The organism is Staphylococcus sp. FSL H8-0121 (assembly GCF_038008425.1).
Lineage (GTDB): Bacteria > Bacillota > Bacilli > Staphylococcales > Staphylococcaceae > Staphylococcus > Staphylococcus pasteuri.
On sequence record NZ_JBBOZB010000002.1, the window covers coordinates 976654 to 989878 of the forward strand.

Consider the following 13225-nt stretch of genomic DNA (forward strand, 5'->3'; position numbering starts at 1 on the left):
AGCGTCCCTTTTTTAGGAGAAAGATAAATGCTAAAGGATAATGAGAGGTTAGATTCACTAATCAAAGAAAACTTAAAAATAATTCAAAATGATGATGTATTTTCCTTTTCAACTGATGCATTGTTACTAGGCGATTTTGCAGAAATTAGGAAAAAAGATAAAGTCATAGATATATGTTCAGGAAATGGCGTAATACCATTACTTCTATCATATAAAGGTAATCAACCTATTGAAGGCATTGAAATTCAACCACAACTTGTAGATATGGCTCAACGAAGTTTTAAATATAATCAACTAGACGATCGACTTTATATGCATCAAATGGATGTCAAAAGTGTATTCCAACATTTTAAACCATCTCAATATTCTGTTGTTACATGTAATCCACCATATTTTAAAGAAAATCAATTACATCAACATCAAAAGGAAGCTCATAAAATTGCTAGACATGAAATCTTATGTAAATTAGAAGATTGCTTAATGGCAGCTAGACATTTATTGAAACAAGGTGGCAGATTATATATGGTTCATAGAGCTGAAAGAATGATGGATGTTCTAACTGAAATGCGACGCGCAAATATTGAACCTAAACGTCTAACATTAGTTTATAGTAAATTGGATAGAGACGCTCAAACCATTTTAGTTGAAGGAAGAAAATCAGGAAATCAAGGTTTGGATATTACACCCCCATTTTATATTTATCAAAAGGATGGGATGTATTCAGAAGAAATGAAGGGTATATATTATGGATAAACATTTTGTTTATATTGTAAAATGTAAAGATGGAAGTCTATATACAGGGTATGCTAAAGATATAAAAGCACGTGTAGCGAAACATAATGAAGGTAAAGGTGCCAAATATACAAAAATAAGACGTCCGGTAGAGTTAGTTTATCAAGAAACATATTCGACCAAATCAGAAGCATTAAAACGTGAATATGAAATTAAGACCTTCACTAGACAAAAGAAATTAAGAATGATTAAAGAGGGATAATATGTCTACATTATATTTAGTCGGAACGCCAATAGGTAATTTAGCTGACATTACTTATCGTGCAATAGATACACTCCATCAAGTAGATTTAATTGCATGTGAAGATACAAGAGTTACACGTAAACTATGTAATCATTATGAGATTAAGACACCTTTGAAATCTTATCATGAACATAATAAAGATCAACAAACTGAATATATGATAGAACAATTATTATCAGGTTTGAATATAGCTTTAGTGTCTGATGCAGGGTTACCGCTAATCAGTGATCCTGGGTATGAATTAGTAGTTGAAGCACGAAAACAGAATATTAAAGTAGAAACCATACCAGGACCGAATGCTGGTTTAACGGCATTAATGGCAAGTGGATTACCATCTTTTACATATACATTTTTAGGCTTTTTACCTAGAAAAGACAAAGATAAAGTTAATATTCTTTCAGAACGTATGTATCAAAATAGTACACTTATTATATATGAATCTCCACACAGAGTGACAGATACATTAAAATCCATTGCTAAAGTTGATAACCATCGCCAAGTTTCACTAGGACGAGAGTTAACTAAAAAATTTGAGGAAATTGTTACAGCAGATGTGGAAACTTTATTGACTAAGGTGCAAAACAATGATATTCCATTAAAGGGAGAATTTGTAATCTTAATTGAGGGCGCTGAAGCTGAAATCTCAACATTATGGTTTGAAGATATGTCTGTCGAGGAACATGTGAATTATTATATAAAAGAAAAAAGTGTTAAAACCAAAGCAGCTATTAAAATGGTTGCAGAAGATCGACAAAGTAAAACAAGCGAAATTTATAATATTTATCATCATATTGGTTAAAAGTAGCTCAATATTAAAAAATAGATAGCACATATTATAAACGATTAAATAATAGAGAGTTTCAACACAATAATGCTTTAAATTATGGTATTGTAGTAAAGATAATATTAACCAATTGTTTAGTAACAAATATTTGAAATGAGTAAATAAACGTACTAACGGTACACAATTGAAAAGCAAAATAAATTTAGATATCATTTAATTTGTAAGAAACGAGGAGGACCATTGATGGCTAAAGATACATTTTATATAACAACACCAATTTATTATCCAAGTGGCAACTTGCATATAGGTCACGCATATTCTACTGTAGCAGGTGACGTAATTGCTAGATATAAAAGAATGCAAGGTTACGATGTTCGATATTTAACAGGTACTGACGAGCATGGTCAAAAAATTCAAGAAAAAGCACAAAAAGCCGGCAAAACAGAATTAGAATATTTAGATGAAATGATTGCCGGAATTAAAAACTTATGGGATAAATTAGAAATTTCTAATGATGATTTTATTCGAACTACTGAAGAACGCCACAAACAAGTCGTTGAAAAAGTATTTGAGCGTTTATTAAAACAAGGCGATATTTATCTTGGTGAATATGAAGGTTGGTATTCTGTACCAGATGAAACATATTATACAGAATCACAACTTGTTGAACCAGTATATGAAAACGGTAAAATTGTTGGCGGTAAAAGCCCGGATTCAGGTCATGAAGTAGAATTAGTTAAAGAAGAAAGTTATTTCTTCAATATTAAGAAATATACTGATCGATTACTAGAATTTTATGATCAAAATCCAGACTTTATTCAACCACCTTCAAGAAAGAATGAAATGATTAATAACTTTATTAAACCAGGGTTGGAAGACTTAGCGGTATCACGTACATCATTTAATTGGGGCGTAAGTGTGCCTTCAAATCCAAAACATGTGGTTTATGTATGGATTGATGCACTTGTAAACTATATTTCATCCCTAGGTTATTTATCAGATGATGAAACATTATTTAATAAATATTGGCCAGCTGATATACACTTAATGGCTAAAGAAATTGTAAGATTTCATTCAATTATATGGCCTATTTTACTAATGGCTTTAGACTTACCATTACCTAAAAAGGTATTTGCTCATGGTTGGATTCTAATGAAAGACGGTAAAATGAGTAAATCTAAAGGGAATGTCGTTGATCCTAACGTACTGATTGATCGCTATGGTCTAGATGCTACTCGTTATTATTTAATGAGAGAATTACCATTTGGTTCAGATGGCGTATTCACGCCAGAAGCATTTGTTGAAAGAACAAATTATGATTTAGCTAATGACTTAGGTAACTTAGTTAATCGTACTATTTCTATGATTAATAAATATTTCCAAGGAGAACTACCTGCATATCAAGGCCCTAAACATGAATTAGATGAAGATATGGAAGCAATGGCATTGGAAACAGTTAAAGAATTCCATGAAAATATGGATAGTTTACAATTCTCAGTTGCTTTATCAACAGTTTGGAAATTTATTAGTCGTACTAATAAATATATTGATGAAACAACGCCTTGGGTTTTAGCTAAAGATGAAAGTCAAAAAGACATGCTTGGTAATGTAATGGCACACTTAGTTGAAAATATTCGTTTTGCATCAGTATTATTACGTCCATTCATTACACATGCACCAAAAGAAATATTTAAACAATTAAATATCAATAATCCAGAACTAACTGAATTCTCTAGTTTAGAAACATACGGTGCATTAACTGAACCTATTACTGTTACAGCTAAACCAACACCAATTTTCCCAAGACTAGATACTGAAGCGGAAATTGCATATATTAAAGAATCAATGCAACCACCAAAATCAACAGAACAAGAATCAGTTCCAAGTAAAGATATTATTGATATTAAAGATTTTGATAAAGTAGAAATTAAAGCTGCAACAATTGTTGATGCAGAAAATGTTAAAAAATCAGATAAACTATTAAAAATTCAAATAGATTTAGATAATGAACAAAGACAAATAGTATCAGGTATTGCTAAATTTTATCGTCCAGAAGATATCATTGGTAAAAAAGTAGCAGTAGTTACTAATTTAAAACCAGCGAAATTAATGGGACAAAAATCAGAAGGTATGATTTTATCAGCTGAAAAAGATGGTGTCTTAACACTTATTAGCTTACCTAATGCTATTCCAAATGGTGCAATCGTTAAGTAAGATATTCTATTAAATAAGGGGGATAATCATGTTAATTGATACACACGTTCATTTAAATGATGAACAATATGATGAAGATTTAAAAGATGTCATTACTCGTGCTAGAGAAGATGGTGTTGATCGCATGTTCGTTGTAGGGTTTGATACACCTACAATTGAACGTACGATGGAGTTAATAGACCAATATGAATTCATCTATGGTATTATCGGTTGGCATCCTGTAGACGCAATTGATTGTACAGAAGAAAGATTAGAGTGGATTGAAAACTTAGCAAAACATCCGAAAATAATTGGTATTGGAGAAATGGGTCTAGATTATCATTGGGATAAATCACCTGCCGATGTTCAAAAAGAAGTATTTAGAAAGCAAATTGCTTTAGCTAAACGTGTGAAATTACCAATTATTATTCATAATCGTGAAGCGACACAAGATTGTGTGGATATTTTAATGGAAGAACACGCTGAAGAAGTTGGCGGTATTATGCATAGTTTTAGTGCATCACCAGAAATTGCTGATGTTGTTATCAATAAATTAAATTTCTACGTTTCATTAGGTGGTCCAGTGACATTTAAGAATGCAAAACAACCTAAAGAAGTAGCTCAACACGTGCCTATGGATCGACTATTAGTTGAAACGGATGCACCATATTTATCTCCTCATCCATACAGAGGTAAACGTAATGAACCACAACGCGTGACATTAGTAGCGCAACAAATTGCAGAATTACGCGATATGACTTATGAAGAAGTTTGTAAGCAAACAACTGAAAATGCTGAAAGATTATTTAAGTTAAATAAAGCATAATTGTTAAACTGAGAAAGGTATCATTTCATTGGATATCTTTCTCAGTTTTTATTAAATTAAGACTGAAGGCAGTGTGATTAATCATATTTTGTTAAAATATAAAGAGCTTACAGTTAATTATTTTTGAAGAAGGAATTAAAATATGAAAATAAATGAATTTATAGTAGTAGAAGGCAGGGACGACACACAACGTGTAAAATCTGCAGTTGAATGCGATACAATTGAAACAAATGGTAGCGCAGTAGATGAAGAGGTCATCGCTGTTATTAAACAAGCGCAAGAAACACGCGGTGTGATTATACTAACTGATCCAGATTTTCCTGGGGATAAAATTAGAAACACAATTAAGGACCGTGTCCCTGGAGTAAAACATGCTTATATTGATAGAGAAAAGGCTAAAAATAAAAGAGGCAAAATAGGTGTTGAACATGCTCAAGTTGAGGATATAAGAGAGGCACTCATGTACGTAAGTTCTCCATTTGAAGAAGCTGAAGAATCTATTGATAAAAGTGTGCTCATAGAATTAGGACTAATTATAGGTAAGGATGCACGAAGAAGACGTGAAATCTTAGGCCGAAAATTACATATTGGACATTCGAATGGTAAACAATTATTAAAAAAATTAAATGCCTTTGGGTATAATGAAGATGATGTAAGACAAGCATTAAATGAAGATAAGGGAAGTGAATGATGATATGGATCATAAAGATATAGCAACGCCATCGCGAACAAGAGCATTATTAAATCAATATGGATTTGATTTTAAGAAAAGTTTAGGTCAAAACTTTCTTATCGATGTAAATATAATTAACAAAATTATTGATGCTAGTAATATTGATAAAAGTACAGGCATCATAGAGGTTGGACCTGGAATGGGTTCTCTGACAGAACAATTAGCGAAACATGCTAAGAAAGTCATGTCATTTGAAATTGATCATCGACTTATACCTGTACTCAAAGAGACGTTAGCGCCATATGATAATGTGACGATTATTAACGAAGATATTTTGAAAGCGGATATTGCATCGGCGGTTAGTGAACACTTAAACGATTGTGATAAAATTATGGTCGTTGCTAATTTACCATATTATATAACGACACCTATATTACTTAATTTAATGCAACAAGACATACCTATCGATGGATATGTTGTGATGATGCAAAAAGAAGTCGGCGAACGTTTGAATGCTGAAGTAGGTACTAAAGCATACGGTTCGTTATCTATTGTGACGCAATACTATACAGAAACAAGTAAAGTACTTACAGTTCCTAAAACAGTATTTATGCCACCACCCAATGTAGACTCTATTGTGGTTAAGTTAATGCAAAGAGAAACACCATTAGTAGATGTTGATGATGAAGAAGCATTCTTCAAGCTAGCAAAGGCCGCATTTGCACAACGTCGTAAAACGATTAATAATAATTATCAAAATTTCTTTAAAGATGGTAAACAGCATAAAGAAAGTATATTAAATTGGTTAGAAAAAGCTGGTATCGATCCTAGACGACGCGGAGAAACATTGTCAATTCAAGATTTTGCTATGTTATATAAAGAAATGGATAATTTTCCAGAATTAGTAAATTAAATTGTTGACAAAGCTTTCGTACCTTGATAAAATTTTAGTTTTATTTGACAAAAACGCTACAAACATGGTAATATAACACTTGTAGCGAGGTGGAGCAATATGCCAAAATCAATTTTGGACATCAAAAATTCTATTGATTGTCATTTAGGAAATCGTATTGTACTTAAAGCCAATGGTGGTCGTAAGAAAACAATCGAACGTTCTGGTGTGTTAAAAGAGACATACCCATCAGTATTTGTTGTTGAACTAGACCAAGATAAGCATAACTTCGAAAGAGTATCTTATACATACACTGATGTATTAACAGAGAACGTACAAGTTTCATTTGAAGAAGATAATCATCAAGAAGCAATTGCACACTAAATAGACATAATAATATAGTTGTAGTTATGACTACACTATCATTTTAAGTTTTATATCATATTAAGGTGAGTATTGAGCGAGATGTTCAATACTCTTTTTTTGTTTTAAATCTTAAAATACTTTCTTAAATTTTAAATAAGTGAAGATGAATTATTGATAATCATTGATTTAATTCATTTTTAATATATTCTAAGAATGATTGATATAATTATTTATGAAAAAAATGAACATTAACTATCAAATCTTTTAGTCCTTTATGTTAAAATCATCTTATTAAGATTACGAAGAGAGGGCGGAAAAATGATATATGAAACGGCACCTGCCAAAATAAATTTTACGCTCGATACACTTTTTAAAAGAGAAGATGGCTATCACGAGATTGAGATGATTATGACTACAGTTGATTTAAATGATCGACTTTCTTTTCAAAAGAGAAAAGATAACAAAATTGTGGTTGAAATCGAACATAATTTTGTAACCGATGATCATAAGAATTTAGCATATAAAGCTGCTGAATTAATGACAAGAACATATGATTTGAAACAAGGCGTGACAATTACGATTGATAAAGATATTCCGGTATCAGCTGGCTTAGCAGGTGGTTCAGCAGATGCAGCTGCCACTATGAGAGGTATGAATCGTTTATATAATTTAAATATATCTTTGGATGAACTGTGTACATTAGGTAACAAAATTGGAACTGATGTTTCATTTTGTATATATAACAAGACTGCTTATTGTACTGGTCGAGGTGAAAAGGTGTCATTTTTAAACAAACCACCTTCTGCCTGGGTTGTATTAGCAAAGCCGAATATTGGCATTTCTTCACCAGATGTATTTAAAGCGTTGGATTTAAATTATAGTCATGAAGTATATACTCAAGATTGTATAGAAGCGTTAAAATTTTCGGACTATGACAAGTTATGTGCCAGTTTATCTAATAGATTAGAACCTATTTCGATGGAGATGCACCCAGAAATTAAAAAGATAAAAGAAAATATGTTGCAATGTGGTGCAGACGGAGCTTTGATGAGTGGTAGTGGACCAACAGTTTATGGTTTAGCACAAAAAGAAAGCCAAGCCAAAAATATTTATAATGCTGTAAACGGATGTTGTAACGAAGTATATTTAGTTAGATTATTAGGATAGAAGGGTTGAAATGATGAGGTATAAAAGAAGTGAACGAATTGTGTTTATGACACAATATTTGATGAACCACCCGAATAAATTGATTCCTTTAACATTTTTCGTAGATAAGTTTGAACAGGCAAAATCTTCAATTAGTGAGGATGTACAAATTATTAAAAGTACATTTCAAAAAGAAGCATTGGGAACAGTTACGACTACAGCAGGAGCAAGTGGAGGCGTAACATATAAACCGATGATGAGTAAGGAAGAAGCGACTGAAGTTGTAAATGAAGTTATTTCATTACTAGATGAGAAAGATAGATTGTTGCCAGGCGGTTATTTATTCTTATCAGACTTAGTCGGAAACCCTACATTATTAAATAAGGTAGGTAAATTGATAGCGAGTATTTATATGAACGAACAACTAGATGCTGTAGTCACGATTGCTACGAAAGGTATATCGCTTGCTAATGCAGTAGCAAACGTATTAAATTTACCTGTAGTAGTTATTAGAAAAGATAATAAAGTAACAGAAGGTTCTACAGTTTCTATCAATTATGTTTCAGGATCGTCTAGAAAAATAGAAACAATGGTATTATCTAAGCGTACATTAGCTGAAAATTCTAATGTACTTGTCGTCGATGATTTTATGAGAGCAGGTGGCTCAATCAACGGTGTTATGAATTTAATGAATGAGTTTAAAGCACACGTAAAAGGGGTATCAGTACTCGTAGAATCGAAAGAAGTAAAACAAAGGTTAATAGAAGATTATACTTCCTTGGTAAGACTATCAGATGTTGACGAATATAATCAGGAATTTAAAGTAGAACCAGGCAATAGCTTGTCTAAATTTTCTTAAAGGAGCGAATTACATCATGGAAATAATTAACACAAATAAAGCACCAGAAGCATTAGGACCTTATTCACATGCTACAGTAGTAAATGGACTTGTTTATACATCAGGTCAAATCCCACTTAATTTAGAGGGAGAAATTGTCAGTGATGATGTAAAAGAACAAACTAAACAAGTTTTAGAAAATTTATCTGTGGTACTTAAAGAAGCAGGTTCAGATTTAGATAATGTTGTTAAAACAACTATTTTTATTTCTGATATGAATAATTTCCAATATATAAATGAGGTATATGGAAGTTATTTCGATAAACATCAACCAGCACGTAGCTGTGTAGAAGTAGCTAGACTACCTAAAGATGTTAAAGTAGAAATAGAATTAATTAGTAAAGTTAAATAAAGGATATAATTTTCTTTTGAGCAATTGTCAAGCTTCTAATAAAACAAAGATATACTAGGGGGGCTCACTACATGAAAGTGACAGATGTTAGACTTAGAAAAATAGATACAGATGGTAGAATGAAGGCGCTTGTTTCTATCACATTAGACGAGGCGTTTGTAATCCATGACTTACGTGTGATTGAAGGAAACTCAGGTCTTTTTGTCGCAATGCCAAGTAAACGTACACCAGATGGTGAATTCCGCGACATCGCGCATCCAATTAACTCAGAAATGAGACAAGAAATTCAAGATGCAGTGATGAAAGTATATGATGAAACTGATGAAGTCATTCCTGATAAAAATGCAACATCAGATGGATCTGACGAAGCTTAAATATAAACATATTTTACAGAGTCAACATATTATACTATGTTGACTCTGTTTTTGTTTTTAGGACTACTTTTAAAATATAACATTTACTTTCAAGTATATTTTGTCCCTCTTCATTAAATGTTTTAATCATTTGAACTTACTTAAAAATTTAAGCATTAAAATCAACACCATAACAACTAACATTAAGTAAATTATTCATGGTTTTGTAAGTGAATAGCACATAATAAGTATTTCATCTAAATAGGTTATATGTTGAAAGAGTGATAGCGGTTAAATTATAATAGTAGAGAAGTGTATATTTTATGGAGGGTTAGCATTCATGCAAAGACATGCGATAATATTGGCAGCAGGCAAGGGCACAAGAATGAAATCAAAAAAATATAAAGTGCTACATGAAATTGCTGGCAAATCAATGATTGAACATGTAGTTAATAATGTTCAACAATCAGGCGTGAACCAGCTTATAACAATCGTTGGACACGGTGCTGAAAGTGTGAAAGAAACATTAGGTAATCAATCATTGTATAGCTATCAAGATCAACAACTTGGTACAGCACATGCAGTGAAAATGGCAGAAGAACATTTAAGAAATAACGAGGGTACAACATTGGTTGTGTGTGGAGATACACCACTTATCACAGCTGAAACACTAAAATCTTTAATCGAACAACATGAATCATCCCAATCCAAAGCTACTGTTTTAACAGCTACAGCTAATGACCCAAAAGGTTATGGAAGAGTAATTAAAGATAACGAAGGGCAATTATTGCGAATCGTAGAGGAAAAAGACGCTAACAACGAAGAAAAAGCAATTACTGAAATTAGTTCAGGTATCTTTGCATTTGATAATAAAACCTTATTTGAAAAATTAGATCAAGTTAAGAATGATAATGTGCAACAAGAATATTATCTACCTGACGTCATTTCTTTAATTATTAAAGATAATGGTAAAGCAAGTACATATCATACAGATGACTTTGAAGAAATTATTGGCGTAAATGATAGAGTCATGCTAAGTCAAGCTGAGAAAGCATTACAAAAGCGCTTAAATCTATTTCATATGAGAAATGGAGTTACAATTATTGATCCAGCAAGTACGTTTATTGGACCTGATGTAAAAATAGGTATGGATACAATAATTGAACCCGGTGTCAGAATTAATGGTAAAACTGTAATTGGTGAAGAAGTTAAGATTGGTCAATATTCAGAAATTAATGACAGTGTCATTGATTCTTATGCAAATATTAAACAATCAGTCATCAATGAGTCTCAAGTAGGCAAATATACGAATGTAGGCCCATTTGCACAATTAAGACCAGGTTCTCAATTAGGTGCAGAAGTTAAAGTAGGTAACTTTGTAGAAGTGAAAAAAGCTGAACTTAAAGATGGTTCTAAAGTGTCACATCTAAGTTATATTGGCGATGCCGAAATAGGCGAACGTACGAATATCGGTTGTGGTTCTATTACCGTTAATTACGATGGCGTGAATAAATTTAAAACGATTATTGGAAAAGATGCCTTTATCGGTTGTAACACCAATTTAGTTGCTCCAGTAACAGTAGGTGATCATTCGTTAATAGCTGCTGGTTCAACGATAACTGATGATATTCCAAATGAAAGTTTAGCATTAGCGAGAGCAAGACAAGTAAATAAAGAGGGCTATTTAAACAACGATAAGAAATAATTGAAATGAATATGTAAACATAGGATTTAGACTTTTGTCATAGTAATCAAGTTTATTTTTCTATATAATAGTAGATGTGTAAGTAAATAATTGGAGGACTATAAATGTTAAATAATGAATATAAGAATTCATCGCTAAAGATTTTTTCACTTAAAGGTAATGAACCTTTAGCACAGGAAGTAGCAGACCATGTAGGTATTGAATTAGGAAAATGTTCTGTAAAACGTTTCAGTGATGGAGAAATTCAAATCAATATAGAAGAAAGTATCCGTGGTTGTGATGTTTTTATTATCCAACCTACTTCATACCCAGTTAATCTACATCTAATGGAATTACTTATTATGATTGATGCTTGTAAACGTGCATCGGCGGCAAATATTAACATCGTAGTACCTTATTACGGTTATGCTCGTCAAGATAGAAAAGCACGTAGTCGTGAACCTATTACTGCTAAATTAGTAGCAAACTTAATCGAAACTGCAGGAGCAAATCGCATGATTGCATTAGATTTACATGCGCCACAAATCCAAGGTTTCTTTGATATTCCAATTGATCATTTAATGGGTGTACCTATTTTAGCGCAACATTTCCAAAATGATCCTGCTATTAATCCAGAAGAATGTGTTGTTGTTTCACCTGACCATGGTGGTGTAACGAGAGCACGTAAATTGGCAGACATTTTAAAAACTCCAATTGCTATTATTGATAAACGTCGTCCAAAACCAAATGTGGCTGAAGTAATGAACATTGTGGGCGATATTGAAGGAAGAACAGCCATCATTATTGATGATATTATTGATACAGCAGGTACAATTACTTTAGCAGCTCAATCACTTAAAGATAAAGGTGCTAAAGAAGTATATGCATGTTGTACACACCCTGTATTATCAGGTCCAGCTAAAGAACGTATCGAAAATTCAGCAATTAAAGAATTAATCGTTACGAACTCAATTCAATTAGAAGAAAGTCGTAAACCAACAAATACGAAAGAACTTTCAGTTGCAGGTTTAATTAGTAAAGCTATTATTCGTGTATATGAAAGAGAATCAGTTAGTGTATTATTCGACTAAAATTGTTAAATGCGTTTGACGAAAATGTTTTAAGCGTGTATAATACATTCGTTCGTGATTATACGAATAAATAAACACTTACAAGCAACGATTGATGTTGATGGGTAAGTGAGGAGCTCATTAAAAGAGCGAAAGATGAAAGGTGGAAATAGAATGACTTCATTAAAGTCAATCATCCGTCAAGGTAAACAAACTCGTTCTGACCTTAAACAACTTAGAAATGCTGGTAAAGTACCTGCAGTTGTATATGGTTACGGAACAAAAAATACTTCAGTTAAAGTTGATGAAGTTGAATTTATCAAAGTTATCCGTGAAGTAGGACGTAACGGCGTTATCGAATTAGGTGTTGGTTCTAAATCAATCAAAGTAATGGTATCAGATTACCAATACGATCCATTGAAAAACCAAATCACTCATATCGACTTCTTAGCTATTAACATGACTGAAGAACGTACTGTAGAAGTACCAGTTCAATTAGTTGGTGAAGCAGTAGGCGCTAAAGAAGGCGGCGTAGTTGAACAACCATTATTCGACTTACAAGTAACTGCTACTCCAGATAATATCCCAGAAGCAATCGAAGTTGATATCACTGAATTAAATATCAACGATAGCTATTCTGTAGCTGACATTAAAGTTTCTGGTGACTTCACTATCGAAAACGATCCTGAAGAATCTATCGTAACAGTAGTTCCTCCAACAGATGAACCTACTGAAGAAGAAGTAGAAGCTATGGAAGGCGAAGCAGCTACTGAAGAACCAGAACGCGTTGGCGAAGAAAATGACGACAACGAAGAAGAAGAAAATAAAGAAGAAGAATAAGATTATTATCAATTATAATATCTTATAAAGATTCTTAACTTTATTGACGAGCACTATGCTTATACTAATAAGCATAGTGCTTTTTGTGTTATTATAGGGAATGATTATAAAA

Annotated in this window: 15 protein-coding genes; all 15 read left to right on the top strand. The window is 32.3% G+C overall.

Annotated elements, in window-relative coordinates:
• Positions 1-27 precede the first annotated feature (27 nt).
• On the top strand, positions 28-753 hold the full coding sequence (locus LFT63_RS10050; RefSeq protein ID WP_017638152.1) for a tRNA1(Val) (adenine(37)-N6)-methyltransferase: 726 nt from the start codon (positions 28-30) through the stop codon (positions 751-753).
• The gene (locus LFT63_RS10055) at positions 746-994 is read left to right on the top strand and encodes a GIY-YIG nuclease family protein (protein ID WP_017638151.1); all 249 of its coding nucleotides are present in this window, start codon (positions 746-748) and stop codon (positions 992-994) included. The genes LFT63_RS10050 and LFT63_RS10055 overlap by 8 nt, the downstream gene beginning before the upstream one ends.
• A 1-nt stretch (position 995) precedes the next feature.
• Positions 996-1835, top strand: a complete 840-nt coding sequence (gene rsmI / locus LFT63_RS10060; protein WP_029056245.1) for a 16S rRNA (cytidine(1402)-2'-O)-methyltransferase — start codon at positions 996-998, stop codon at positions 1833-1835.
• A 228-nt stretch (positions 1836-2063) separates the two neighbouring features.
• The gene (metG, locus tag LFT63_RS10065; RefSeq protein WP_017638149.1) at positions 2064-4034 is read left to right on the top strand and encodes a methionine--tRNA ligase; all 1971 of its coding nucleotides are present in this window, start codon (positions 2064-2066) and stop codon (positions 4032-4034) included.
• 28 nt (positions 4035-4062) lie between these two features.
• Complete coding sequence (locus LFT63_RS10070; RefSeq protein ID WP_017638148.1) at positions 4063-4839, top strand: TatD family hydrolase; 777 nt, start codon at positions 4063-4065, stop codon at positions 4837-4839.
• Between the two features lie 142 nt (positions 4840-4981).
• Positions 4982-5530, top strand: a complete 549-nt coding sequence (gene rnmV, locus LFT63_RS10075) for a ribonuclease M5 (protein ID WP_017638147.1) — start codon at positions 4982-4984, stop codon at positions 5528-5530.
• Between the two features lie 4 nt (positions 5531-5534).
• Positions 5535-6425, top strand: coding sequence for a 16S rRNA (adenine(1518)-N(6)/adenine(1519)-N(6))-dimethyltransferase RsmA (gene rsmA / locus LFT63_RS10080; protein WP_017638146.1), 891 nt, complete (start codon positions 5535-5537; stop codon positions 6423-6425).
• Between the two features lie 99 nt (positions 6426-6524).
• On the top strand, positions 6525-6788 hold the full coding sequence (gene veg, locus LFT63_RS10085) for a biofilm formation stimulator Veg (RefSeq protein WP_002451728.1): 264 nt from the start codon (positions 6525-6527) through the stop codon (positions 6786-6788).
• 300 nt (positions 6789-7088) lie between these two features.
• Complete coding sequence (gene ispE / locus LFT63_RS10090) at positions 7089-7937, top strand: 4-(cytidine 5'-diphospho)-2-C-methyl-D-erythritol kinase (protein ID WP_017638145.1); 849 nt, start codon at positions 7089-7091, stop codon at positions 7935-7937.
• Positions 7938-7950: 13 nt separating this feature from the next.
• Positions 7951-8775 (top strand): pur operon repressor, encoded by an 825-nt coding sequence (gene purR / locus LFT63_RS10095; RefSeq protein WP_026083525.1) that lies wholly within the window; start codon positions 7951-7953, stop codon positions 8773-8775.
• 16 nt (positions 8776-8791) lie between these two features.
• Complete coding sequence (locus LFT63_RS10100; protein WP_017638143.1) at positions 8792-9166, top strand: RidA family protein; 375 nt, start codon at positions 8792-8794, stop codon at positions 9164-9166.
• 71 nt (positions 9167-9237) lie between these two features.
• Positions 9238-9540, top strand: a complete 303-nt coding sequence (gene spoVG / locus LFT63_RS10105) for a septation regulator SpoVG (protein WP_340768990.1) — start codon at positions 9238-9240, stop codon at positions 9538-9540.
• A gap of 319 nt (positions 9541-9859) precedes the next feature.
• Complete coding sequence (glmU, locus tag LFT63_RS10110) at positions 9860-11224, top strand: bifunctional UDP-N-acetylglucosamine diphosphorylase/glucosamine-1-phosphate N-acetyltransferase GlmU (protein WP_017638141.1); 1365 nt, start codon at positions 9860-9862, stop codon at positions 11222-11224.
• A gap of 104 nt (positions 11225-11328) precedes the next feature.
• The gene (locus LFT63_RS10115; RefSeq protein ID WP_017638140.1) at positions 11329-12294 is read left to right on the top strand and encodes a ribose-phosphate diphosphokinase; all 966 of its coding nucleotides are present in this window, start codon (positions 11329-11331) and stop codon (positions 12292-12294) included.
• A gap of 153 nt (positions 12295-12447) precedes the next feature.
• On the top strand, positions 12448-13113 hold the full coding sequence (locus LFT63_RS10120) for a 50S ribosomal protein L25/general stress protein Ctc (protein WP_108000276.1): 666 nt from the start codon (positions 12448-12450) through the stop codon (positions 13111-13113).
• The last annotated feature ends 112 nt before the right edge of the window (positions 13114-13225 follow it).

Coding starts and splice junctions, on each gene's coding strand:
- LFT63_RS10050 (WP_017638152.1), top strand. CDS start 28: ATGCTAAAGGATAATGAGAGGTTAGATTCACTAATCAAAGAAAACTTA.
- LFT63_RS10055 (WP_017638151.1), top strand. CDS start 746: ATGGATAAACATTTTGTTTATATTGTAAAATGTAAAGATGGAAGTCTA.
- rsmI (WP_029056245.1), top strand. CDS start 996: ATGTCTACATTATATTTAGTCGGAACGCCAATAGGTAATTTAGCTGAC.
- metG (WP_017638149.1), top strand. CDS start 2,064: ATGGCTAAAGATACATTTTATATAACAACACCAATTTATTATCCAAGT.
- LFT63_RS10070 (WP_017638148.1), top strand. CDS start 4,063: ATGTTAATTGATACACACGTTCATTTAAATGATGAACAATATGATGAA.
- rnmV (WP_017638147.1), top strand. CDS start 4,982: ATGAAAATAAATGAATTTATAGTAGTAGAAGGCAGGGACGACACACAA.
- rsmA (WP_017638146.1), top strand. CDS start 5,535: ATGGATCATAAAGATATAGCAACGCCATCGCGAACAAGAGCATTATTA.
- veg (WP_002451728.1), top strand. CDS start 6,525: ATGCCAAAATCAATTTTGGACATCAAAAATTCTATTGATTGTCATTTA.
- ispE (WP_017638145.1), top strand. CDS start 7,089: ATGATATATGAAACGGCACCTGCCAAAATAAATTTTACGCTCGATACA.
- purR (WP_026083525.1), top strand. CDS start 7,951: ATGAGGTATAAAAGAAGTGAACGAATTGTGTTTATGACACAATATTTG.
- LFT63_RS10100 (WP_017638143.1), top strand. CDS start 8,792: ATGGAAATAATTAACACAAATAAAGCACCAGAAGCATTAGGACCTTAT.
- spoVG (WP_340768990.1), top strand. CDS start 9,238: ATGAAAGTGACAGATGTTAGACTTAGAAAAATAGATACAGATGGTAGA.
- glmU (WP_017638141.1), top strand. CDS start 9,860: ATGCAAAGACATGCGATAATATTGGCAGCAGGCAAGGGCACAAGAATG.
- LFT63_RS10115 (WP_017638140.1), top strand. CDS start 11,329: ATGTTAAATAATGAATATAAGAATTCATCGCTAAAGATTTTTTCACTT.
- LFT63_RS10120 (WP_108000276.1), top strand. CDS start 12,448: ATGACTTCATTAAAGTCAATCATCCGTCAAGGTAAACAAACTCGTTCT.